Raw genomic sequence first — 25,322 nt, forward strand, 5'->3', positions numbered from 1 at the left:
TTTAAGTATCGTCTGGATTCGAACTATATCTTTATCTAATTTTTTCTAAAAATTAAACAAAAAAAAACGGCTAAAATTGCTTTAGAGGTTTAAGTATCGTCCAGATTCGAACTATATCTTTATCTAATTTTTTCTAAAAATTAAACATAAAAAAAACCTCTAAATTGCTTTAGAGGTTTTAGAGGCATCGTCGGGATTCGAACAATATCTTTATCTAATTTTTTCTAAAAATTAAACATAAAAAAAACCTCTAAATTGCTTTAGAGGTTTTAGAGGCATCGTCCGGATTCGAACCGGAGTAGGAGCTTTTGCAGAGCCCAGCCTAGCCGCTCGGCCACGACGCCATTCTTGAACGGATGGCAAAAGTAACTTAAAATTTTAAAGTTTAAAAGTTTAAAGTTAACTTTTTTCTATTTTTATAACAATTGTTACAATTTGAAATAACGCTCTTCTTCCATTTCTATGGTAACCGCTTCTACATCACCACCTATAGGCGGATTAATTTTTGAAACAGCAACTTTAATTTTTGAAACAGTTTCCAGTTCTGCCAAGGCTCTATCAATGATTCTTTTAGTCACATGCTCCAATAAATTGGAACGAATAGCCATTTCTTCTATTACAATCTTGTTTAAATGCACATAATCTACTGTATCTTTTAAGTTATCGGATTCAGAAGAATGTTTCAAATTGGTTTTTATTTCCAAATCTACAGTATAATCAGAGCCTATTTTTCCTTCTTCTATCAAACATCCGTGGTATGAAAAAGTGCGGATGTTTTTTAATCTAATTGTTCCCATTTTTTGTTTTTCAGTAATTAATTCATGTTTATAATCGTAAAGATTTTAAACTTTAATAGTTATAGTAACATTCCTTTTCATCGATTTTCACATCTTGAAAAAGTCCTTCTTTTGTTATAAAAGATCAAGTATTTATACAAATGTATTAAAAATTGATAACTGTTTTTTCTTTAAAGTCTATTATCTTATTGGCTATTATCTATTATCTATTTTTTATCTTTGCTAAAATTTTTAAAAATGGCATCAGAAGAGAAATCACTTCATTTTATTGAACAAATTATAGAAGACAGTTTGACAAACGGTTTTCCTCAAGATAAATTACGCTTTCGTTTTCCCCCAGAACCTAATGGATATTTACACATTGGCCACGCCAAATCTATTTGCCTTAATTTTGGTTTAGGTCTAAAATACAATGCACCAGTAAACTTACGTTTTGATGATACGAATCCAGCCAAAGAAGAGCAGGAGTATGTTGATGCAATCAAGGAAGATCTAAAATGGTTAGGTTTTGATTGGTCTGAGGAATTGTATTCATCTGATTATTTCCAACAATTATACGAATGGGCAGTTACTATGATCAAAAATGGTAAAGCCTATGTTGACAGTCAATCTTCTGAAGATATGGCAATTCAAAAAGGAACGCCAACTCAACCAGGTGTAGATGGACCTTTTAGAAATCGTTCCATTGAAGAAAATTTAACTCTTTTTGAAGGAATGAAAAACGGTGATTTCCCAGAAGGAAGTCATGTTTTGAGAGCTAAAATTGATATGGCATCATCGAATATGTTGATGCGTGATCCATTGATGTACAGAATATTACATCGTCATCATCACCGTACAGGAAATGACTGGAATATTTATCCTATGTATGATTATGCTCATGGTGAAAGTGATTTTATTGAACAAATTTCTCACTCTATTTGTACCTTGGAATTTGTGATGCACCGTGAATTATATGATTGGTTTTTGGATCAAATTTATGATAAAAATCAAGTACGTCCACATCAATATGAGTTTGCTCGTTTGAATTTGAACTATACCGTTATGAGTAAGCGAAAGCTATTGCAATTGGTACAGGAAAACATTGTCAATGGTTGGGATGATCCTAGAATGCCTACTATTTCCGGTTTAAGGAGACGTGGTTATACCGCTGCTGCAATCCGTAAATTCTGTGAGGTAATTGGAGTTGCGAAACGTGAAAATATTATTGATGTATCTCTTTTGGATTTCTGTTTACGTGAAGATTTAAACAAAACTGCTCTTAGAGTTATGGCTGTTTTAGATCCTGTAAAAGTAGTTATTACAAATTATCCAGAAGGAGTAGAGGAGTGGCTTGAAGCTGAAAATAACCAAGAAGATGAATCTGCAGGATATAGAAAAGTGCCTTTTTCTCGTGAATTATATATTGAAAGAGATGATTTCCTTGAAGTCGCTCCAGCTAAATTTTTCCGTTTAAGTTTAGGAAATGAAGTGCGTCTAAAAAATGGTTATATCATTAAAGGAGAAAGTGTTACAAAAGATACTAACGGTACTATTACTGAAATTCAAGTAACTTATGATGAAGATTCCAGAAGTGGAAGTGGGAGTGAAGCTAGTCAAAGAAAAGTGGCTGGAACTTTGCATTGGGTTGCTGTAAAAACTGCTGTTGAAGCTGAAGTTCGTTTGTACGATCGTTTGTTTATTGACGAAGCTCCAGACAGTCATAAAGAGAAAAGTTTCTTGGAATTTATGAATGGAGAATCTTTACAAATTGTTAAAGGTTTTGTTGAACCAAGTTTATCAGATGCTAAAATTGGAGACCATTTTCAGTTTCAACGTTTGGGTTATTTTGTTGTTGATAAAGATGCAACTGATTCAAAATTAGTATTTAACAAAACAGTTGGTCTTAAGGATGCTTGGGAAGAGAAGGATAAGAAAGAAGCTAATCTTTTGATGAATACTCAAAAAGAGATCAATAAATATGTAAAAGAAAAAGATGAAAAGAATGCTTCTTTACTTTTAAACACCATTGTTGAAAACATTAAATCAATTGATAATTTTAGTTTGCTTTGTCAAACATTGGTCAAAAATGTGAAGAATGACAACAATTCTTTATTGTTTGCCAATTTGCTTTTACATTTTTCTGATAAAGTGAAAGCTAATGATATCGATTTAGAAATAGTACATAAATTATATACGATGTCTTTGAAAAGTCAATTGGCAACGGTACGTATTTTTGTATTATTAAATCTAAAAAGAGATTTAGTTAATAATTCGGTTTTCGAAACTCAAATTGCAGAATTAAGAAATACTGAAAAAAATGAAAAAGTTTTAGAAGTTTTAAATTCTATATAAATTCTAATTATAGTTTTTATCAATTAAAAGTGCTTTTTATAAAGCACTTTTTTATTATATATAATATTGATTATTTTTATAAAAATTATAAATTTTAATTATTAAAATCAACCCTCATAAATTATTTTTAAGACGATTTTAAATTTTGTCTATGTCAATTTATATTTTTAAAATTTTTATTCCTTAGAAGTTGTTATTTTAATTTTTTATAAAAAAACAGCTCTTTTTTATTTAGCAAGTCTGTTTTTATACTTTTTTATCAAAAAACAGCTTTTTACTTTATATAAATTATTTTGATTATTATTTAATAATAATAATTTTAAACTATTATTTATTTTATATATTAATTAAATATTTTTAATAGATATTTTTTATTAAAATTAGCTTTGATATATTATTTTTAATGGAATTTTATTTATTATCTATGTCAATATACATTTTTTAGTTTTTAGTTCGAATAAACGCTTTATTTTGACTTTTTGGCTAATGCTTTGCACTTTAACGGCTTGTTAACATTAGTTTGTTGATAAAGTTGTATTTTTATGAGTAGTAACATCTAAATTCAATTAATATGTCAAATAATACTGGGAATACAATTGTAGCTATTTTGGTTGGTGCGGCTATAGGCGCAGGTATTGGAATTTTGTTTGCACCAGATAAAGGATCCAAAACTAGAGAAAAACTTAAAGATGGTTTTGATGATGCAAAACATAATCTTCAGGATAAATTTCATGATGTATCCGAAAAGTTGGTTGGAAAAGCAAAGGATTTAATAGGTAAAGATGATATTGATGGTAATTATCAAAATATAGTTTCTTCATTAAGTCATAAAACTGAGGATGTTATTTCATTTTTAGAAAATAAATTAGCAGATCTTAAATTAAAAAATGCTAAATTTCAGAAATAAATTCAAGCATCTATGGCTTTTGACAAAATAAAAGAAAACACGGATAATATTCAGGAACAAGCTCATGCTTATTTTGAGAAGTCGGCTTCGTATTATAAATTGTGGGGTTTTAAGGTTGCAATGAAATCTACCACAATGATTTTGAAGTTTACTTTGATTTTATTGTGTTTTAGTATGGTCTTGTTATTTGGCTCATTAGCTGCCGCTCTTGCTATTGGTACTTATTATGATAGCTATGCCATCGGGTTTTTGATTGTTGGAGCATTTTATTTAATTATCACTTTCCTTTTATTTTTAGTTAAGGAAAAAGTTATTGAAGGACCAATTTTAGAAAAATTCTCAGAAATCTTTTTTAACGACTAATTATGGAGGCTAAAAAATATTCATCATACGCATCTATTGATCGAGATCTTGAGATCTTAAAATTAGAAAAAGAGATTAGTTATCAAAAATTAGTTTTAAGTATTCAAAAAACTAAAGATGAAATAACTCCAGAAAATATAGTTAGTGGTTTTTTGGCACCATATAAAGAAGCAATTCCAAATCAATTGCTTTCAATAATTAAAGCAGTGGTTCCATATATTATCAGTTATTTTATAAATAGAAAAAGAGGCGATTAAGCCTCTTTTTTATTGTAAATCATTTTCTGTTTATGCTGGTTCTGTTGAATCTGAAGTATCAGATGGATTATAATCGATAGCTGTATTATCTGTTTTTTTGACTCTTTTTGGCTGTTTTTTCATTTCTTCTCCAATAATATTCGAAGCTGTAAAACTTGTCACCATACTGTTTAGCATATCGCTTGCTGCTTGTGGAGAGTTTGGTAGTAATATCAAGTTTGAATTTGTATCTGCTCCAATAGCCTGCAACGTATCATAATGCTGAGTAATTACAATTAAGGCTGATGCTTCTTGTGAGTTAATACCAACATTGTTTAAAACCTCTACGCTTTCTACTAAACCACGGGCTATTTCTCGACGTTGATCTGCAATACCTTGACCTTGCAGTTTTTTACTTTCTGCTTCGGCTTTGGCTTTGGCCACAATCCTTATTCTTTGTGCTTCAGATTCAAACATTGCTGCTGTTTTTTCTCTATCGGCAGCATTAATTCTATTCATTGCATTTTTCACTTGAATATCCGGATCTATATCAGTAACCAATGTGTTGATAATATCATATCCGTAAGTCAACATTGCTTCATTTAATTCGCGTTTTACACCTATTGCAATATCATCTTTTCTTTCGAATACATCATCTAAAATTAGTTTTGGAACTTCGGCACGCACTACGTCAAATACATAAGCCGTAATCTGATCGTGAGGATATTCTAATTTGTAAAATGCATTATAGACGTGTTCTTGAATCACTTTAAACTGGACAGAAACTTTCATTTTAATGAAAACATTGTCTTTGGTTTTAGTTTCAATCAAAACATCCAATTGTTGAATTCTTAAGTTTACACGACCTGCAATTCTATCAATCAATGGGATTTTAAATTGTAAACCTGAATTTCTCACGCTTAAAAATTTTCCAAAACGTTCCACGATAATACTCGTTTGTTGTTTAACTGTAAAAAAAGAAGAAAGTAAGATTATCAATCCGAAGATGATTATGAAAATAAATGCTGCATTCATAGTTTAAGTTTTTAAGTTCGTGTATGTTATACGTAAGAATATCTTTAAAGTTACAAAATAAAAAAGCTCCCTTTGTATTGGGAGCTTTTGTTTTTATAATGTTGCTATCGTATTTTGTAATCTTGAAATCGTTTCTTGTTTTCCAATGACTTCAACAATATCGAATAGGTGAGGGCCTTTGAGTGCTCCAACTAAACTCAAACGAAATGGTTGCATTACTTTTCCCATTCCAATTTCGTTTTTGGTCATCCAATCTTTCACTATCGTTTCAATATTTAGAGAAGTAAAATCACTTATTTCTTCGATTACTGATATCAATTCCTGCATTAAAGCTGGTGTCTCAGGTTTCCAATTTTTGCTTGCTTTTTCATCATAGCTTGTTGGTGCGATAAAAAAGAAATCACTCATTTCCCAAAACTCTGACACGAAGTGTGCTCTATCTTTAATCAAAGAAACAATTTTAGTCATTTCGATTAAGGAATAATATCTGTTCAAATGTTTTAATTCAATAATCTTTGAGAATTCTTCAGCTAAAACAGTATCATCTTTTTTCATCAAATATTGATGATTGAACCATTTGTTTTTTTCTGGATCAAATTTAGCTCCCGATTTGTGTACTCTTTTTAAATCAAAAGCTTCTGCTAATTCTTCTAATGTAAAAAGTTCTTTATCTGTTCCGTCATTCCAACCTAATAAAGACAAAAAGTTTACAACTGTTTCTGGGAAAAAACCTTTCTCTCTATATCCGGATGAAACACCTTCTTCGGTTTTCCATTCTAATGGGAATACAGGGAATCCCATTTTATCTCCGTCACGTTTTGATAATTTACCGTTACCAATTGGTTTTAAAATCAACGGTAAATGAGCAAATTCTGGTGCATCCCAACCAAATGCACGATACAACATTACGTGCAACGGCATAGATGGTAACCATTCTTCACCACGAATAACATGTGAAGTTTCCATTAAATGATCATCAACGATATTTGCCAAGTGATAAGTAGGCATTCCATCACTTTTGAATAATACTTTATCATCCAAAAGATTGGTTTCAAATTTTACATCTCCACGAATGATGTCCTGTAAATGTAAAGTTTCATTTACTGGAGTTTTAAAACGGATTACGTAATCTTCATTGTTGGCAATTCTTTTGGCTGTTTCTTCTTTGGAAATCACCAATGAAGTGTCTAACTTTTCACGGTTATGATGATTGTAGATGAATGTTTTCCCTTCCGCTTCGTGTTGTTTTCTATGTGCGTCCAATGCTTCGGCCGTGTCAAATGCATAATAGGCATTACCTGATTCTATTAATAAATCAGCATATTGTTTGTAAAGAGGCTTTCTTTCACTTTGTCTGTATGGTCCAAATTTTTCATTTTTCCCAACAGTTTCTGAGGGTGCTATTCCTAACCATTCCAAGGCTTCCATTATATATTCTTCTGCACCAGGAACAAATCTATTTTGGTCGGTATCTTCTATTCGTAAATAAAAGGTTCCTCCATTTTTTTTAGCAAACAAATAATTAAATAAAGCGGTACGTACTCCGCCAATATGTAAAGGTCCTGTTGGACTTGGTGCAAAACGCACGCGAACTGGTTTAGACATTATTTTAAATTTTTTGCAAATATACAATTTCAATTTGTCGTTTGGTATCTGTAAATAGTGTTTCTTCAACACTTTAATATTATGCTTTATTTACCTTTTAGTAAGCATTAAAATTATTACTTTTATTGGTTATTAAATTAATACGGTAATTTTGGAAAAGTCATATTCGATACATCAAAAGTTAGAAGCTTTTATAAAGAAGTATTATACAAATGAATTAATTCGCGGCATTATATTTTTTATTGGTCTTGGATTAATCTATTTCCTTTTTACACTCTTTATTGAGTATTTCCTTTGGTTAAAACCTAAGGGAAGGATTTTCTTGTTTTGGTTTTTTATTACAGTTGAATTGTTCTTGTTACTTCGCTTTATATTATTTCCAATTTTTAAAATATTAAAATTCCAAAAGGGAATTGATTATACACAGGCCTCAGTTATTATTGGAAGTCATTTCTCTGAGGTAAATGATACATTGACTAATTACTTACAGCTTTCAAAATCTGATACTTCAGTTTATAATTCAGAATTATTATTAGCTTCTATCGAACAAAAAGCAAATTCTCTGCGTCCTATTCCCTTTGGAAAAGCAATAGATTTTAGTACCAATAGAAAATATTTGCCATTGGCTATTTTACCAATTCTTTTTTTATTGTTCTTTTTTCTATCGGGAAATAGTAGAATTATTTCTCAAAGTTTGAATAGGGTAGTACATTTCAATTCGACATTTTCTCCTCCAGCTCCGTTTAAATTTACAGTTTTAAATTCAAGTTTGGTTACAGAACAAGGCAAAGATTTTGTTTTACAAATTAAATCAGACGGTGAAGTAGTTCCTGAAAATGTTATGATTTTTATAGGTGATGAAAGTTATTATCTTGAGACTATTCATCCAGGAGAATTTCAATTTAAAATAGCTAAACCAATTACTAATGTTTCTTTTCATATTGAAGCTAATTCCGTTGTTTCACCAGATTATGAATTGAAAGTGATTGCTGTTCCCACTATTTCAAATTTTGAAATGAAGTTTGTTTATCCAAGTTATCTGAATTTAAAGAGCACTATTGTTAAAGGAACAGGTAACGGTATTATTCCTGAAGGAACTCAAGTTACTTGGGTTATGAATACAAATGCTACACAAAATGTGGTCTGGAAAAATGATTTACAGGCTTTTCCATTCGTTAAGTCTGATAATACATTTAATTTGACTAAAAATATAGTTCAAAACACAGAATATCAAATAATTACTTCAAATAATGAAGTGAAAAACTTCGAAAAATTGAATTATCAGCTGAATGTCGTTAAAGATCAGTTTCCAACGATCAATATTACTAAAGCTCCAGATAGTTTAAGTGTAGAAAGTTCTTATTTTGTTGGTCAAGTGGGTGATGATTATGGATTATCTAGATTGCAGATTGTTTACTATGAATCTGGAAAACCTCTTAATGCCAAACGTGGAACAATTGTTGTTAAGCACGATACTTTTGACCAAATTGTTTTCAACTTTCCAAGTAATCTTGATGTTGAAAAAGGCGTGAACTATGATTTTTATTTTGAGGTTTTTGATAATGATGCGATTCATCATTTCAAAAGTTCTCGTTCAACTGTCTTTTCAAATAGAATTTTATCTGATGAAGAAAAGCAAAACAACACTCTTCAAGAGCAAAATAATGCTATAAACAGTTTGCAAAAAACATTATCTAAACAAGATAAACAGTTTTCTGAAATGGAAAAATTGCAACAAACCAATAAAGAAAAGGAAGGTTTAGATTTTAATGATCGTCAAAAGATTAATGATTTCATCAAGCAACAGCAGCAACAAAATGAATTGATGAAGCAGTTTTCTAATAAGATGAAAGATAATTTAGATAAATCAAATCCTCAACAGAAAGACGAAACCAAAGAATTATTGCAAAAACGTTTAGAGAACACAGATAAGGAATTGGATAAAAACAAAAAATTATTGGATGAACTTAATGATCTAAATAATAAAATTAAAGACGAAGATTTTGTTGAGAAACTTGAAAAGTTCAAACAAAATAGTAAAAGTCAAAACAAAAATTTAGCACAATTAGTAGAACTTACTAAGCGTTATTATGTAGAAAAAAAGGCTGAACAATTAGCTGATAAACTCGATAAATTATCTCAAAAAGAAGATAAATTATCTGAGAATGAAAAAGAAAATTCTGCTCAAGAGCAAAAGAAACTAAGTGATGAGTTTGAAAAAATTCAAGAAGAATTGAAACAGTTGGACAAGGATAATGAAGATTTAAAATCACCAATGGACATTCCTTCTGATTCGGATAAGGAAAAAAGTATTAAAGAAGATCTTAATAAAGCTAATTCTGAATTGCAGAATAACAATAAACCAAAGGCGAAACCGAACCAAAAAAGTGCTTCTAAAAAAATGAAAGAAATGTCCAAAGCTATGGAGATGGCAATGGAGGAATCCGACAAAGATCAGATTGAAGAAGATGTTAAGATGTTGCGTCAAATTCTTGACAATCTATTGGCTTATTCATTTTCACAAGAAGATGTTATGAATCAGTTTAAGGCAACTAAGTTGGGATCTCCATCTTTTAGTAAGTATATTAGAAACCAACAGAACTTGAAAACCCAGTTCAAACATATTGATGATAGTTTATTTGCTTTGTCTTTGCGTCAACCAAAGATTGCAGAACCTGTCACCAAAGAGGTAGCCAATGTTCAATATAATATTGATAAGTCACTTGAGAGTTTAACTGAATCGCAATTGCAAAGAGGTTTATCGCAACAGCAATATGCTATTTCATCTGCAAATAAATTGGCTGATTTATTGAGTGATTCTTTGAATAGTATGCAAATGCAGATGTCGGGTAGTAGTGCTGGAAAGCCAAAACCAGGTCAAGGTTCTGGTATGCAATTGCCAGACATTATTAAAAAGCAAGGTGAGTTAAGCGAGAAAATGAAGCAAGGAATGAAATCTGGTAATAAGCCTGGCGAAGGAAGTAAACCTGGTGATGGCAAAAACAAAGGTTCTCAGTCGGGAAAAGGACAAGGGGAAAATGGCGACTCTGATGGTGATGGAGAAGGAGATGCAAAAGCTACAATGGATATTTACAAAGAGCAAAAACAGTTACGTGAAGCATTGCAAGAAGAGTTGAATAAAAAGGGATTGGGTAATAGTGGACAAAATGCTTTGGAGCAAATGAAGCAGTTAGAAAAGCAATTATTAAACAAAGGATTTAATAATGAAACTTTACAAAGAACCAATAATATTAAACAAGAACTTTTAAAATTAGACACTGCTATCCGTTTGCAAGGGGAGGATCCAAAACGCCAATCTGAAACAAATACTAAGAATTTTACCAATCAAGCTAGTCCTTTGCCTAAGTCACTTTCAGATTATTTGAACAGCATCGAAATATTAAATAGACAATCGTTACCTTTGCGCTCGAATTTTAATCAAAAAGTTCAAGTTTATTTTAATAACAAATGATCAATTTTAATTACGAATCCGATTTTACACTAGATAACGAAGAAGCTATTGCAACTTGGTTAAGTGCTGTCATAGTATCGGAAAATAAAACAGAAGGAGAAATCAATTACATCTTTTGTGATGATGAGTACCTTCATAAGATTAATGTAGAGTATCTTAATCACGATACCTTAACAGATATTATCAGTTTTGATTACACGATGGGTAATGAAATAGGTGGTGATATTTTTGTATCCGTTGAAAGAGTTTTAGACAATTCGAAAGATTATAAAACTAGTTTTGAAGACGAATTAAAACGCGTATTGGTTCACGGTGTTTTACATTACTGTGGATATAAAGACAAAACTGAAGCTGATGAAGAATTAATGCGCAGCAAAGAAGATGAAAAAGTAGCAATGTTTCACGTGGAACAGTAGTTATAAATCTTTCAAAATTATATAAAAAAGCAATACGTTCCACGTGAAACATCGTAAAAATTTTTAATTTTTACGTCAATTGTTTCTTGTGGTTTTTTGTAAAAAGACAATGTGTTTCACGTGGAACATTGTTTTAAAGTTTTGAATTTTTTTAAAAAAAAATCAAAATGTTTCACGTGGAACGAAATTTTAAAATTTCATAATTCCTTTGAAAAGGATTAATATTTAAGAAAATGTTTTTAGAAGAGTATGATGTAATTGTGGTGGGAGCAGGTCACGCAGGTTCAGAGGCCGCGGCAGCGGCAGCAAATTTGGGATCCAAAACTTTGCTGGTAACGATGAGTTTGCAAAACATTGCGCAAATGTCTTGCAATCCTGCAATGGGTGGAATTGCAAAAGGGCAAATTGTTCGTGAGATTGATGCGCTTGGCGGTTACTCTGGAATTGTTTCTGATAGAACTGCGATTCAGTTCAAGATGTTGAACAAATCAAAAGGTCCTGCTATGTGGTCTCCAAGAGTTCAAAGTGACCGTATGCGTTTTGCTGAAGAATGGAGAATGATGTTGGAAGGAACTCCTAATCTTGATTTCTATCAAGAGATGGTGAAAGGGTTGATAATTGAAAATGGAAAAATAAAAGGAATTAAGACTTCGTTGGGAGTAGAGATTCGTTCCAAGTCTGTTGTTTTGACAAATGGTACTTTTTTGAATGGTTTAATCCATATTGGTGAAAAACAATTCGGAGGTGGACGCGCTGGAGAAAGTGCAGCGTTTGGAATAACCGAAGATTTAATTAAAGCTGGTTTTGAAGCTGGGCGTATGAAAACAGGGACGCCTCCAAGAGTTGATGGAAGGTCTTTGGATTATTCTAAAATGAATGAAGAAAAAGGAGATGCTAAACCGGATAAGTTTTCATATTCTGATTTGACGAAACCATTGGCAATTCAAAAATCCTGTCATATGACATACACCTCAAATGAGGTGCATAATATTTTGAGAGAAGGATTTGATCGTTCTCCAATGTTTAATGGAAGAATAAAAAGTATAGGTCCAAGGTACTGTCCTTCTATCGAAGACAAAATTAATCGTTTTGCAGATAAAGAACGTCACCAATTATTTGTTGAGCCGGAAGGTTGGAATACTTGTGAGGTTTATGTAAATGGTTTTTCAACTTCTTTGCCAGAGGATATTCAATTTAAAGCATTGCGTACTGTTGTAGGTTTTGAGAATGTGAAATTCTTTCGACCTGGTTACGCAATCGAATATGATTATTTCCCGCCGACACAATTAAAGCACACATTGGAAACCAAATTGGTTGAAGGATTATATTTTGCTGGACAAATAAATGGAACGACCGGGTATGAAGAAGCGGCTTCTCAAGGTTTGATGGCAGGAATAAATGCGCATTTGAAAGTGCACGAGCAAGCTCCGTTAATTTTGAAAAGAGATGAGGCTTATATTGGTGTTTTGATTGATGACTTGATTACAAAAGGAACAGAAGAACCATACCGTATGTTTACTTCAAGAGCGGAGTATAGAACTTTGTTGCGTCAAGATAATGCCGATTTTAGGTTAACACCACTTTCATATGAAATTGGTTTGGCTTCTGAAGCCAGATTACGTCGAATGGAAACTAAATTAAAGGAATCTGAAAAAATGGTTGCTTTTTTCAAAGAGACAAGTGTTTCTGTTGCGGAAACGAATCCTATTTTGGAAGCGAAAGAAACAGCGTTGATTACTCAAGGCGATAAAATGTTTAAAGTGTTTTCTAGGCCGCAAATCGATTTGGATGATATTATGAAATTTGAGAAAGTAAAAGAATATATTGCTGAGAATAATTTAGATCAAGAAATTTTAGAACAAGCCGAAATTCAAGTTAAATATTCTGGATATATCGAAAAGGAGAGAAATAATGCTGATAAGCTTACTCGTTTGGAAGATGTAAAGATCCCAGAAAATTTTGATTACAATAAAATCAAATCCATGTCAATTGAGGCAAAACAAAAATTGAGTAAAATTCGCCCTGTAACTATTTCACAAGCTTCAAGAATAAGTGGAGTTTCTCCAAGTGATGTTTCGGTGCTTTTGATTTATATGGGAAGATAGATAATTTTAAATTTAGATTTTTAGAGCTTGGAGTTTTACCTCTTTAGTTCTAAAAATCTTTTTTTGATTAAAAATGCAGTTTTTTACGAATTTTAAATTCATCAATGTATTTGAAGTTTTACTTTAAGTAATTTTTTGAATTAAATAATTAGTCGATTTTTTCTTTTCATAGTTTTAAGTTTAAAAATGTTTTTTAATCATTTTCTAAAATCTAAAATCTAAGCCTTTAAATAAAAAAATAATTTGTTCCACGTGAAACTACGGCTGTAAGTCCTATATTTGTTGAATAAATCTAATTTTATTTTTTAGAATGAAAATTATTCAAACACACGTTTTAAATTTAGTACAAAAAAAAACATTGTTTGAACTTTGGAACGCAGAATATCCTGAAAGAATCTGTTATAAAGATTTATCTGAATTTGAGAATTATCTAGATGGAGTTTCAAGCATAAAACATTATTTACTTGTAAATGATTTGAATCAAATTTCTGGCTGGGCTTTTACTTTTGTTCGTGAAGAAGAAGATTGGTTTGGAATTATTATTGATTCCAAAATGCAAGGAAGAAAATTTGGAACGCTTTTCCTCGATGAATTAAAAAGAAACACATCGGTTTTGAATGGATGGGTAACAGATCATCAAAATGATGTGAAAAGAAATAAGGAACCCTATTTGTCGCCTTTGGATTTTTATTCGAAGAATGGGTTTATCGTTGACCAAAATATGCGAATGGAAAATGATAAGATTTCCGCAGTAAAAATAAGATGGGAAAAGGGTACTGTAGGCTAGTATATTTCTTTCCCAATAGAATTATTAAAAAAATTTCTTTTCAGCTTTTTAATTAGGGCTGAAATTATTTATTTAAAACACAAATGGACATTACAAACAAAAAACATTTTCTTACTGTTAAAGATTTTTCCGTCTCTCAAGAGATTTTTGAACTTTTTTATGATGAAACACTAGATATGCTAATCACACATCCACAACCGAGTTCGGATGTTTTGGGTAAATACTATGAAAGTGCAGATTATATTTCGCATACCGACTCAAAAAGATCCATTTTTGAAAAGGCTTATCATTTTGTAAAAAATATTGCATTAAAAAATAAATTAAATTTAATCAACTCCTATCAGCCTTCTAAAGGATTGATTTTAGATATTGGTGCTGGAACCGGAGATTTTTTGAACGTTGCCCAAAATGATGGATGGAAAACAGTAGGCGTAGAGCCTAGTGATAAGGCCAAAGCAATTGCAAAAAACAAAGGCGTTTCTTTTGTTGAGAATACTTCCGAATTGGAAAATCATACTTTTGACGTGATTTCGATGTGGCACGTTTTGGAACACGTTCCTAATTTGGAGGAACAAATCAAAGAATTAAAGCGATTATTGAAACCGAGTGGTACTTTGATTGTAGCTGTTCCAAATTTCAAATCTTTCGATGCAAAACATTATGGAAACTTTTGGGCGGCTTATGATGTTCCAATCCATTTCTGGCATTTTTCAAAAACGGCTATTCAAAAATTGTTTGCTAAAGAAAATATGAAACTAGAGAAAGTGCTTCCAATGAAATTTGATTCATTTTATGTGAGTTTGCTTTCTGAAAAATACAAAACAGGTAAAATGAATTATTTTAAAGCCTTTTTCATCGGTTTGCAGTCGAATTGGAAAGCCAAGCAAAAAATGGAATATTCATCGCATATTTACATCCTAAAAAACAACTAAAAGTTATTTTAAACGATTTTAAGAAGCTTATTGTGGTTTTAATAGGGAAAAGGGTCGGATATTTTAATTTATTCATCTAAAAGCTTCTGTTAAATCCAGTTTTTATAATAATTTATTATCGTTTTTAAATTTTTAATAATTTTAATTTATAGTAATAAAAAAGTAGCATTTTTGAAAGTTTTTATCAATACTATCTATTTTTTTATATTTTTGTCATCCATACATAAAAAAACTTGAAATACACCAAAATGAAGAAAGCATTATTACTTATCGCAATTTCAATATCACTTGTAGCTTGTGATAAAAAAGAAGAAGTTAAAGGAAAGGAATTCAAAACGGCTTATGTTGATACAGCTGAGTTGATGAAAGAATATACAGAAACTAAAGATTTAGAGGCAAAATATAAAGGTGTTGCTGCTGAAAAAGGAAGACAATTAGAAGCTGAAATCAATAGATTCAAACAAGATGCTGCTAATTTTCAACGTAATGCTCAAGCAAACGGTCAAGAATGGGCTCAAAAAAATGGTGCTGAACTACAAAGAAGAGAGCAACAATTGGCTCAAGCTCAACAAGGTTTGCAAATGCAATTGCAACAAGAGAGTGGAAAAGAAATGGATTCTCTTGTAAAAGGTGTTAAAAAATTCATCAAAGATTACGGTAAAGAGAAAGGCTATGCTTATATCTACGGAACTGGTGATGCTGCATCTATTTTGTATGCTGAAGAGAAATATGACATTACAAAAGATATCGTAAAACTTTTGAATGAAAAATACAAATCGACTGCTAAAACAGAAGAAGCTAAAAAGTAATTTTTCGTTTACATAAATTTATAAAACCTTCATCTTGAATAAGATTGAAGGTTTTTTTATTTTCATTTTTATACTATTTTAGCTTTTTAAAACTATACGCCAAATGCAATCCATATCTGAAGCCGCAGCTTATGCACTCCGTTTTATAAATCAAACCCATCAATCAGTTTTTCTAACTGGAAAGGCAGGAACTGGAAAAACAACCCTTTTGAAGGAAATTATTGCAACTACTCACAAGAATACCGTGGTAGTGGCACCTACAGGAATTGCTGCGTTGAATGCTGGTGGAGTTACGATTCACTCTATGTTTCAGTTGCCTTTTGGCGGATTTATTCCGGACAATTCTGCTCCGCAATTTTCGGATACTACCAAGTTTGAAACGAAGGCCACTTTGCGTAGGCATTTCAAAATGAGTGGACAAAAAAGGGCTGTTATCAGGAATATGGAATTGCTCATTATTGACGAAGTCAGTATGTTACGTGCTGATTTGCTGGATGCCATGGATTATATGATGCAAACGGTTCGGAAGAAATCAGCCCCATTTGGCGGTGTTCAAGTATTATTTATTGGAGATTTATTACAACTTCCACCCATCATTAGAGACGAAGAATGGAGGACTTTAAGGAATTATTACAAAGGAAAATTCTTTTTTCATGCACATGTGATTCAGCAGTATCCTCCCTTGTACATAGAATTGTCTAAGATTTATCGTCAAACAGATGACCGATTCATTTCGGTTTTGAATAATCTGCGAAACAATGAGATTACGCCTAGTGATATTCAGACGCTGAATGAATTCGTTAAACCCGATTTTGACCTGAAAGCCAATAAAGGTTTCATTACACTGACGACCCACAATGCCAAAGCAGATGTGATGAACGCCCAATCGCTTACAGATCTGGATGGGAAGCAAATGATGTTTATGCCTGACATCACAGGAGATTTTCCAGATAAAATCTATCCTGTCGATCCCTATTTGCAGTTGAAAGTTGGAGCACAGATTATGTTTGTCAAAAACGATTTGTCGATGGAAAAGAATTATTTCAACGGGAAAATGGGTATTGTAAAAACGATGACTTCCAAAGAAATCTGGGTTCATTTTCCGGATGAAGACAAAACCATTGAAGTAGACAAGTACGAATGGCAAAACATTCGCTACAAGGTAAACGAAATGACCAAGGAAATAGAGGAGGAGGTTTTAGGCTCGTTCGTGCATTATCCGATCAAATTGGCCTGGGCGATTACGGTACACAAAAGCCAAGGATTGACCTTTGACAAAGCTGCGCTTGATGTATCGCAAGTTTTTCTGCCTGGACAGGCATATGTAGCATTATCGCGTTTACGTTCCTTAAACGGGCTTGTTTTGCTTTCTCCGCTGCGAATGAATGGTATTTCAAACGATCAGGATGTGATGGATTATGCCGAGAACAAAGCTTCAGAAGAAGCTTTGGCGAATGCTCTAAAACGTGAAACCAAGAATTTTATCCTTAACTATTTGAAAAACAGTTTCGATTGGAATGAGTTGGCACAAGAGTGGCGCAACCATCAATTCAGTTACAATGAAGATGCCGAAAACTCGGCCAAATCGAAACACCGAGCTTGGGCAAATAACCAAGCGGGGGTAATTTGGCAATTGCTTGACCCATCATCCAAGTTTTTGGTGCAACTGGACAAATTGTTCCACAGTGAACAGTTAGAATTCAATCATATTTCAGATCGTATTAACGCCGCTTTTAATTATTTCATGGAACCAATGGACAAGTTAGTCTATGAAATCTTGTGGAAACTTGAGGAAGTTAAGCGTCTCAAAAAAGCCAAAGCCTTTTATGATGAGTTAATTGTCCTTGATGATCTGCAAACTAAGGCTGTGCTTCAATTGATGAAAGCCAAATTGATGGTAGGCACTTTGGTAAAAGGAGAAACTATTTCGAAAGAAAAGCTGACTTCCCCAGAAATAAAACAATACAAAACCACCAAGGTTGAACGCGTAATTGAAGATTTCAAGAAAGCCAACATCACCCTGATCGAGGACGAAAAAGATGCCGAACGATACGGATCCAAGAAAACAGCGACTAAAGAACCAAAAAAATCGACAATTGAGGAAACTTATGAGCTTTGGTTACAAAAGAAAACGGTACAGGAAATTGGCACCATTCGCAAGTTCACCCAGGAAACTATTTTGGGGCATCTGACCAAGCTGATACAGTCCAGAAGAATCACTGTCGGTGAAGTTTTTTCGGAAGATAAATTAGCAGCTCTCACCGAAGCATTTGCAGGCTACAAAGAAGAATCGGTTTCTCCCTTAAAAGAAAAATATGGTGACGCCTTCAGTTGGGAAGAACTCCGAATGTTTAAGGCCAGTTTGAATCTCAATTAGACCAAAGTAAATCAAAATATTTTGGACGTGCCACCGTAAAACAAAGTAGCCAACTCATCTTAGTGGTGAGTTGGCTACTTTGCTTTATGCTGTCGGGCTATTCGCGCTACTTCGGTAGCTAGCTGCTATCCCTCACGCAACTTACAAGCTATTTAGTGATATCTTTTTATATTTCACAAACGCTTTTTTTTTAATCAATCATTAGAAACCTAAAGATGATTATGTTTTCCGTGGGTGCTGTGTGTTTTTTTGTAATAGTAAAATGAAATAAATACTCCCATGTTTAAAACAATTAGTATTGCTACAATGGGATTGAAATATAAGGCCTTTTCAAGACTTTTAGTGACTTTACTTATTGCCATCAACAAAAAGGCAGAAATGCTTACATAAGAATAGATTAGGTATAAAGATTCTCTGATTGTAATTTGGTTGTTTTCCATTTTTGATCGTTTTAAGTTAATTAGTTGGTTTTTAAACATCAAAAATTTAGGGTGATATAAAATTAAGATAATTGTATTCTAACAAAAAAAAAATCTGCCCAATAGCATGATTTTCCGATTAAAACGCAAAAAGGAATGAGGCTCAATTAGATTTTTTTTGATTTTAAATTTATTAAAAGTGTAAAAACAAAAATCCTTTTAAAAAAACATTCTTCAAAAATTCATAGAGGCTTATTTTTATTTAATTTTAAATACAATAAAATCAATTGTTTATTTTTATAACTTAAATTATTCAAGGATATGTGCGCAAAAAAGACGGAAAATCTTAAAAGATTAAGTCACGAAGAATGGGAAGAAGCTTGGCAAAAACATTGGAAAAAAGCACAATTGGACTATGAGTTGCCAATAATTGATTCGGAGGAATATAATTTTTTAAGTGAACAGAGAACAGCTGAAAAGGAAAAGGAACGGTTGGAAAGAATTACCGCTGAGTTTGAAATGGGGTTTACTAAACTTAGTCAGCTCGGTCCGGCAGTGACTATTTTTGGATCAGCGAGATTTAAGCCTGGTGAGCCATACTACGAACTTTCACGTGAAACAGGTGGAGCCTTTGCCAAAGCAGGTTTTACTGTTTTGACCGGCGGTGGCCCTGGAGCTATGGAGGCGGCTAATAGAGGTGCAAAGGAAGCTGGAGGACCAACTTATGGTTTGAATATAATCTTGCCAAAAGAACAGGAACCAAATCCATATGTAAATGATAGTTTTGAGTTTAAATATTTCTTCGTTAGAAAGGTTATGTTAGTTAAGTATTCTTGTGCGTTCATTGTGATGCCTGGAGGTTTAGGAACTTTGGACGAATTGTTTGAGGCTGCAACTTTGATACAATGCCATAAAATTGGTCCGTTTCCACTTATCTTGGTTGGAGGAAAATTTTGGAAAGGCCTTCGTGATTTTGTGGGATTCATGGCGGAACAAGGTGTATTTTCTCCTGAAGAAATAGGTTTTTCGCGAATTGTTGAAACTCCCGAAGAAGCAATTGAAATGGTACTATCCAGTTTGCCTATTGATTTTAAAAACTTATTAAAGCCTTTGTAAATAAGCCTTGATCATTTTTTTGGTGTTGTTATGAAATTATATTAATTTTGTGACTGATTAGTCAATCTTAAATAAATGGATAAAAAACAACTTATTCTAGGAACAGCCTTAAGACTGTTCGTTGAAAACGGATTTCATGGAACGGCGACCAGTAAAATTGCCTTAGAAGCAAATGTGGCCAACGGAACTCTGTTTAATTATTTTAGGACGAAAGAGGAGTTAATCCTAACTTTATTTCATTCCGTTGTAAAAGAAATGGACGATTTTATGCTTGAAAGAATGGAGTCACATTCAATTTCCAAAGAATCATTTCGATCATTGTTTTTGGCCTCTGTATCTTGGAGTTTGGAAAATCCTTTACATTATCAATATTTGCAACAATTCATACATTCTCCTTATTCTAAAGTTGTAAACCAAACTAATGCTGATCTTGAAGAGCACCCACTTTTCGTTCTAATTAAAAATGCTATTGATATTGTTCTTATCAAACAAATGCCGGTTTTGTTTATTTATTCTTTGTTTACAGCACAAATTAAGGGTTTGAATTATTATATTATTTCTAATAAACTGAGTAATGACAAGCAATTGGAACTTATTCAGGATGCATTTGAAATGTTATGGGAAATGATTGAAGATTAAGTAAACAACAATTGACTGATTAGTCAGTTATGCTTTTTTATCCTTTGTTTTTGTAAAAAGTTGTATTGAAGATATATCTAAATGAAAACTGTAGTTTCACATCGTTTCCGCTATTTCCTTTTGCTGCAGGCAAATTAAATTGAGGATCTCCAGCGAAATCATTGTTTTGTCGCATTCCCCATTGTAACTCTGGTCCCAAAATGCAATTTTTGACTGGGGAATACAAAAGATTGGCACTTGCATATTGTCCCGCCTCATAAGCGGTTGATAATTGGGCTTCGGTGGTGGTGTTCTTCAGAACTGAGTAGCCTATTGCCGAACTAAATTTTTGGCTCCAATTAATGTCAAAGTAGGTAACAACTCCCAGCATTGGGATGGCAATTCCCTTTATTGGAGTGTCTAAGTTACCATACTGTCTTTTGATTCCAACATCTGCATCCGCATCATTCATATAGTTTTGAATTCCGGCACCTGTTGTAACTGCTCCATGAAAAACAACGCTATTTCCAACTTTTAAACGAGTGCTGAAACTCAATCCCCAACCTACGGCACTGCCTGATAGATTGTATTGATCGGTGTTGAGATCTTCCCATTTTATGCTTCGAATGATACCTGACAATTCCAAATAACCCCATGTGTCGCTATATCGGTATTCTGCAGTTAAATCGGGTACTGAAAATCTTGGTTTTACATTTTCAAGAATAGATGCATAGACGAAATCCTGTCCATATTGCCCTTGATCTGCAGTTGCTCCAGGTCGCTCTAATGCGACCGCCAAGGAATGATTTGCATTCATAATTGGGGTATAACGGATTTGTATGTTCCGAAGGAAGGGCATCGCATTAGGTCCCATAAATTCCACTATGTTTGGATAGACATCCGAATCGGTAAATAAACTATTCGTTTGACCTACTCCAAATTTGCCTAATTCGACATAAGCGTGTTTAAGTCGAAAGGCGGTGTTTCCAACTTCTTTTCCCATTCCGAATAAATCAAATTCAAAATGTGTTTTTACTTGACCTATTGGGGTATCAACATAGTTTTTTATTCCAAAGGAGGTTTGTCTAACACTCATAAAATACGTGCCTTGGGTTTGATATTCGTTTCCTTCTTTATCTAAAATTTGGGTTGGTCGCATGGTATCATACCAATCAGGATTCATTCTTCCAAAATCATATCCGGAATCCATCTGAACGAAACCAAAGATTTCCATATTTTTTTCGGGTTCCGCGTTTTGGGCTGTAAGGCTGTAGGTGAACAATAGAATAATCAGCAAGGAGTTTGTTGTTTTTATCATATTCTTTGATTTAAATGGAAGAAGGAAAACAGTCTGTGTTTTGTAAAGCGTTAAAAGAAGAGTAAAAAAAGTGGTTTTTACTTACCAAATTTAATAAAATTTTCATAACTACATTAATTACAGTAGTTTATATTTTTATTATTAGATTTAGTCTATTTTTCTTTTTACGATAGAGGTTTTCTTTTAAATGATTTCAAAAATACTGAATGTCAACCTTTAGCCCCGATAGAAATGGAAATCCTTATAAGCCGGGGTTCGGCTTATTAAGATTGCAACGGATAGCGGGACTGTGTTTAAAAAGTGGCCAAATGTTTCCGCTTCTAAATCTTTTCAGGTTGATTTAAAAAGGCATTTTGTTCGATTTAAAGAGATTTTTAGGCAAAAACACCTTCTTGCTTCTTTTTGGGAAAAAGTTTGTTTAAAAGCATTAAAAGAGGTTTTATTTTTAAGCTGTAAGGATTTCAACATCCTTGAAAATGAAAAATCACGAACAATACCGTTTTTGACTTGGGTTTGTTCGTGATTTTGATGTAGAAATTTTGACTTTTCTATAAAGATTGAATCAAGATCCAAGCTTCAGGATTATCAGTTTCTGTTATGGAGTCTTTTTCTTTTTCTGCTTCCGCAAAAGTAGAGTAGCTTCCGTATAAAACTGGATAAAGTCCGTTTTTGTTAATGCCCAAAACTCGGGCTTTAAAACCTTTGGCAATTAATTGGTTGAATCTTTTTTGGGCGTTGGCTTCACTTCTAAATGCGCCGGCCATAATGTGATAAGGCATTTTTGCTTCTACTTCTTTCTCGGATTTTAAAGAAAGTGTTACGGCAGGAATTGGCGTTTGGATAAAGAAAGTCGCTTCCTGAATTTTATGTTGTACTTGTTTTTGAACGGCTGTTTCAACCAAAACAGTTTCTGATGCTATTTGATTTTGGTACATTGGGTAACCAATAGAACCGGCAACAGCCAATCCGATAACAAAAACAGCGGCATATTTAAGATAAGGGCTTCTTTCTCTGGTTTCTGGAATGAAATTGAAAATAGGTTTTTCTTCCTCGATTACTGCTTTTTCTGCGGTTAGTACTGTTGATTTTTCAAAAACAATTTCAGGTTTTGGAAGTTCCACTTCTCTTTTCACTGCTGGTGAAACAAAAGAAGTCAATCCAAAAGATTGTGCCAAATAATTGGTTTGCTCGTTTGGTGTGAAATAGATATTGTTTTCGGCATTTAAACTTAGAACACCAATATTTTTTATAGTAAAGCTACGGTTTTCCTGTAGCGTTTTTTTCCAACTCAAAACCTCATATTCGATAGCACTTACGGCATAGTCGTATGATGTTTTCTCCGCTTGTGCAATATGATTGGCCAATAATCCATCATTGTTTTTGATGTGTGTATTAAAGGAAATCACCTTTTTTGGAGGGAAAAAAGAATGGGAGTTTTCAAGCAGTTGAGCCGATTGGATTTCGGTCAGGAAAGCTCCAAAACCTGGAACGGTTACACATTGATAACGGTATAAAAGTTGCGCGATGTAAAGTTCTATTTTCATAGTAACAAAGTTATACAACGGGAATAGTTATCAAAATTTTATTCACAATTTTTATTAACAATCTGCATGTATTACACAATCAGTAGATTACTGTTTTATTTTTTGAAGAATCTTTTTTTAAAATCGTTTTTTGCTTTCATTTTTTTAAAATTTAGATTCTAGTTTTTTCACAAATGAACTGGATTTTAATTTTTAATCCTTTTTATGATTCGAAAATTTGTCTTATAATTGTAAGATATGTCACAAGAAAATTTATATTACGAATTGGCTTTACTGCGGGTTGAAGGAGTGGGGGATATTATGGCCAAAAAACTGCTCACCCATTTTGGTACTGCCGAAAATGTTTTGAATGCAAAATCCTCCCAGCTTTCCGCTATTGATGGGGTTGGTACTGTTTTGTTGAAAAATTTCAAGGACAAATCCATTTTTGAAAAGGCCAAACAAGAGATGGATTTTATTCAAAATAATGAAATTGAGGTACTGGGTTTTAAGGACTACAACTACCCAGAACGTTTAAAGCACTGTATTGATGGACCCGTTTTGCTGTTTTCATCAGGAAATATCGACTTGAAAAGCCGAAAAATTATCAGCATTGTCGGTACGCGCCAAATAACCTCTTATGGCACGGAATTTTGTAGAAAACTAATAGAAGATTTGGCACCTTTGGATCCGATAATCGTTAGCGGTTTTGCGTATGGCGTTGACATTGTGGCGCATCAGTTGGCTATGGATCATAATTTGCAGACGATTGGTGTTGTTGCCCATGGACTGAATCAAATTTATCCTAAACCGCATAAAAAGTACGTTGCCAAAATGGAGCTAAACGGTGGTTTTATGACCGAATTCTGGAGTACGTCAAATCCTGATAAAGAGAACTTCGTTCGGCGAAACCGTATCGTTGCTGGAATGACCGAAGCCACGATTGTCATAGAATCTGCTGATAGAGGAGGTTCGCTCATCACAGCCAATATGGCCAATGATTACAATCGGGATGTTTTTGCAGTTCCGGGACGCGTCACCGATAAATACAGTCAAGGCTGTAATAATTTGATTAAAACCCAAAAGGCTAACGTACTCACTAGCGCCGCCGATTTGATTTATAATCTGAATTGGGATATAAAGGAAGAGACTAAATCCATTCAAAAACAACTGTTTGTCACTCTTGATGATGACGAACAAAAAGTGTATGACTACCTTTTGAAAACAGGAAAAGAATTGATGGATATCATTGCCTTGCATTGTGATTTCCCCATTTATCGAATTTCGGGTTTACTGCTCAATATGGAATTAAAGGGAGTGATACGGCCTTTGCCAGGGAAAATGTTTGAGGCTATTTAAACGTTCTTATGTATTTAGAATAGTTGCAGGAGTAGGATCATTTTCTTTAATCCTATTTCTGCAAATTTTTTCAATTTCCAGAACATTGGTAACTCCCGAAATGTACAGAATATCGGGTACATATTCGTCGGGTTTGTTTTTTCGGCTTACCATTTTACCAGTTCGTAGTTCCATTGAAATGTCTTCTTTTTGACTATTTATTTCCATATTCCCAGAGAATTGTTCCCAGTCATAGGTGTTAATAGTTCCTTTGCGATAGTGAATGAGCCTGTTTTCTGTGCCTACAAAATATCCGCCTTTTTGAAATAAAGAGTAAAATCCGCTACACAAAATGACAATTCCTACTACAACAAAAAGACCAATAACTAAAGATGGAACAAGCATTGGTTCAAAATTATCCCAACTAGCAGTTGTCGGTTCATCGTTTACTTTAAAATGAACTTCTTCGCCTTTAAATAGAGGGCCTAAAAAAGAAACAACAAAAATACTGATGAAGGCAGACCATACAATCCCAAAACCAATAATTCCTAAGGATTTATTTAAAGGTTCTTTTCTCTTGGCAAGGATTGAAAAATCAATTTTTTCTGTTCCAATAACTGATCGTAAATCTGTAGGTAATGATTGAATATTGTCCAATTGCTAAATTAGTTAGGTTTGTAAATTTATAAGCAGAATGCTTTTATTGTTTTAAGTTAATTGATATCAAAATAAAATATTTATACAGCAATTATAACAAAAAAATTCAAGCAAAAAAATGCAGCCATTAAAAACAGCTGCATCCTTTATAAAAAACT

Annotated in this window: 21 protein-coding genes and 1 tRNA gene; 14 read left to right on the plus strand and 8 right to left on the minus strand. The window is 32.9% G+C overall.

All coding sequences use genetic code 11. From position 1 onward, the window contains the following. Window positions 1–273: 273 nt before the first annotated feature. Both AC1DY0_RS12620 and folB read right to left on the minus strand, forming a co-directional pair. Window positions 274–344 (minus strand) — tRNA-Cys (locus AC1DY0_RS12620). 84 nt (window positions 345–428) lie between these two features. Next, window positions 429–797 (minus strand): dihydroneopterin aldolase, encoded by a 369-nt coding sequence (gene folB / locus AC1DY0_RS12625; protein ID WP_477188949.1) that lies wholly within the window; start codon window positions 795–797, stop codon window positions 429–431. Between the two features lie 237 nt (window positions 798–1,034). Here folB and AC1DY0_RS12630 point away from each other — a divergent pair, with 237 nt between their 5' ends. From AC1DY0_RS12630 to AC1DY0_RS12645, 4 genes are all read left to right on the plus strand, one after another. After that, window positions 1,035–3,131, plus strand: a complete 2,097-nt coding sequence (locus AC1DY0_RS12630) for a glutamine--tRNA ligase/YqeY domain fusion protein (RefSeq protein ID WP_477188950.1) — start codon at window positions 1,035–1,037, stop codon at window positions 3,129–3,131. 571 nt (window positions 3,132–3,702) lie between these two features. Next, on the plus strand, window positions 3,703–4,038 hold the full coding sequence (locus AC1DY0_RS12635) for a YtxH domain-containing protein (RefSeq protein ID WP_477188951.1): 336 nt from the start codon (window positions 3,703–3,705) through the stop codon (window positions 4,036–4,038). Window positions 4,039–4,050: 12 nt separating this feature from the next. Next, on the plus strand, window positions 4,051–4,401 hold the full coding sequence (locus AC1DY0_RS12640) for a competence protein (RefSeq protein ID WP_477188952.1): 351 nt from the start codon (window positions 4,051–4,053) through the stop codon (window positions 4,399–4,401). A 2-nt stretch (window positions 4,402–4,403) separates the two neighbouring features. After that, on the plus strand, window positions 4,404–4,658 hold the full coding sequence (locus AC1DY0_RS12645) for a DUF6327 family protein (protein ID WP_477188953.1): 255 nt from the start codon (window positions 4,404–4,406) through the stop codon (window positions 4,656–4,658). A gap of 30 nt (window positions 4,659–4,688) precedes the next feature. Here AC1DY0_RS12645 and AC1DY0_RS12650 read toward each other — a convergent pair whose 3' ends face one another. Both AC1DY0_RS12650 and gltX read right to left on the minus strand, forming a co-directional pair. Then, window positions 4,689–5,672, minus strand: coding sequence for an SPFH domain-containing protein (locus AC1DY0_RS12650; RefSeq protein ID WP_477188954.1), 984 nt, complete (start codon window positions 5,670–5,672; stop codon window positions 4,689–4,691). Between the two features lie 93 nt (window positions 5,673–5,765). Beyond that, window positions 5,766–7,277: a glutamate--tRNA ligase gene (gene gltX, locus AC1DY0_RS12655; protein ID WP_477188955.1), complete on the minus strand. Its 1,512-nt coding sequence runs from the start codon at window positions 7,275–7,277 to the stop codon at window positions 5,766–5,768. A gap of 151 nt (window positions 7,278–7,428) precedes the next feature. On the opposite strand from gltX, the gene AC1DY0_RS12660 reads away from it, so the two are divergent. The 7 genes from AC1DY0_RS12660 to AC1DY0_RS12690 all read left to right on the plus strand — a co-directional run bounded on the left by AC1DY0_RS12660 (window position 7,429) and on the right by AC1DY0_RS12690 (window position 18,175). Continuing rightward, a complete protein-coding gene (locus tag AC1DY0_RS12660) occupies window positions 7,429–10,749 on the plus strand; it encodes a hypothetical protein (RefSeq protein ID WP_477188956.1) in 3,321 nt (1,106 codons plus the stop codon). Continuing rightward, window positions 10,746–11,165: an rRNA maturation RNase YbeY gene (gene ybeY / locus AC1DY0_RS12665; protein WP_477188957.1), complete on the plus strand. Its 420-nt coding sequence runs from the start codon at window positions 10,746–10,748 to the stop codon at window positions 11,163–11,165. The genes AC1DY0_RS12660 and ybeY overlap by 4 nt, the downstream gene beginning before the upstream one ends. A gap of 233 nt (window positions 11,166–11,398) precedes the next feature. After that, window positions 11,399–13,270, plus strand: coding sequence for a tRNA uridine-5-carboxymethylaminomethyl(34) synthesis enzyme MnmG (gene mnmG, locus AC1DY0_RS12670; protein WP_477188958.1), 1,872 nt, complete (start codon window positions 11,399–11,401; stop codon window positions 13,268–13,270). 310 nt (window positions 13,271–13,580) lie between these two features. Continuing rightward, on the plus strand, window positions 13,581–14,057 hold the full coding sequence (locus AC1DY0_RS12675) for a hypothetical protein (RefSeq protein WP_477188959.1): 477 nt from the start codon (window positions 13,581–13,583) through the stop codon (window positions 14,055–14,057). A gap of 83 nt (window positions 14,058–14,140) precedes the next feature. After that, window positions 14,141–14,989 (plus strand): class I SAM-dependent methyltransferase, encoded by an 849-nt coding sequence (locus AC1DY0_RS12680; RefSeq protein ID WP_477188960.1) that lies wholly within the window; start codon window positions 14,141–14,143, stop codon window positions 14,987–14,989. Between the two features lie 248 nt (window positions 14,990–15,237). Continuing rightward, window positions 15,238–15,798 (plus strand): OmpH/Skp family outer membrane protein, encoded by a 561-nt coding sequence (locus AC1DY0_RS12685; protein ID WP_477188961.1) that lies wholly within the window; start codon window positions 15,238–15,240, stop codon window positions 15,796–15,798. A 103-nt stretch (window positions 15,799–15,901) separates the two neighbouring features. Further along, a complete protein-coding gene (locus AC1DY0_RS12690) occupies window positions 15,902–18,175 on the plus strand; it encodes a helix-turn-helix domain-containing protein (RefSeq protein ID WP_477188962.1) in 2,274 nt (757 codons plus the stop codon). Window positions 18,176–18,384: 209 nt separating this feature from the next. On the opposite strand, the gene AC1DY0_RS12695 is transcribed toward AC1DY0_RS12690, so the two are convergent. Then, window positions 18,385–18,615: a hypothetical protein gene (locus tag AC1DY0_RS12695; RefSeq protein ID WP_477188963.1), complete on the minus strand. Its 231-nt coding sequence runs from the start codon at window positions 18,613–18,615 to the stop codon at window positions 18,385–18,387. 300 nt (window positions 18,616–18,915) lie between these two features. On the opposite strand from AC1DY0_RS12695, the gene AC1DY0_RS12700 reads away from it, so the two are divergent. Together AC1DY0_RS12700 and AC1DY0_RS12705 are read left to right on the plus strand one after the other, a co-directional pair. Further along, window positions 18,916–19,710 carry an LOG family protein gene (locus AC1DY0_RS12700; RefSeq protein ID WP_477188964.1) on the plus strand — a complete coding sequence of 265 codons (795 nt, stop codon included), beginning with the start codon at window positions 18,916–18,918 and terminating at the stop codon, window positions 19,708–19,710. Between the two features lie 75 nt (window positions 19,711–19,785). Then, entirely contained in the window at window positions 19,786–20,349 is a 564-nt protein-coding gene (locus AC1DY0_RS12705) for a TetR/AcrR family transcriptional regulator (RefSeq protein ID WP_477188965.1), read from the plus strand. 37 nt (window positions 20,350–20,386) lie between these two features. Here the strand turns inward: AC1DY0_RS12705 and AC1DY0_RS12710 are convergent, their stop codons facing one another. Next, window positions 20,387–21,646, minus strand: coding sequence for a DcaP family trimeric outer membrane transporter (locus AC1DY0_RS12710; RefSeq protein WP_477188966.1), 1,260 nt, complete (start codon window positions 21,644–21,646; stop codon window positions 20,387–20,389). A gap of 548 nt (window positions 21,647–22,194) precedes the next feature. Next, the gene (locus AC1DY0_RS12715; RefSeq protein ID WP_477188967.1) at window positions 22,195–23,190 is read right to left on the minus strand and encodes an HU domain-containing protein; all 996 of its coding nucleotides are present in this window, start codon (window positions 23,188–23,190) and stop codon (window positions 22,195–22,197) included. Between the two features lie 237 nt (window positions 23,191–23,427). Here AC1DY0_RS12715 and dprA point away from each other — a divergent pair, with 237 nt between their 5' ends. After that, window positions 23,428–24,528, plus strand: coding sequence for a DNA-processing protein DprA (gene dprA / locus AC1DY0_RS12720; RefSeq protein WP_477188968.1), 1,101 nt, complete (start codon window positions 23,428–23,430; stop codon window positions 24,526–24,528). A gap of 6 nt (window positions 24,529–24,534) precedes the next feature. Here the strand turns inward: dprA and AC1DY0_RS12725 are convergent, their stop codons facing one another. Then, window positions 24,535–25,164, minus strand: coding sequence for a hypothetical protein (locus AC1DY0_RS12725; RefSeq protein WP_477188969.1), 630 nt, complete (start codon window positions 25,162–25,164; stop codon window positions 24,535–24,537). Window positions 25,165–25,322 lie beyond the last annotated feature (158 nt).

The sequence above is a fragment of the Flavobacterium sp. P1_E4 genome (genome assembly GCF_056405915.1).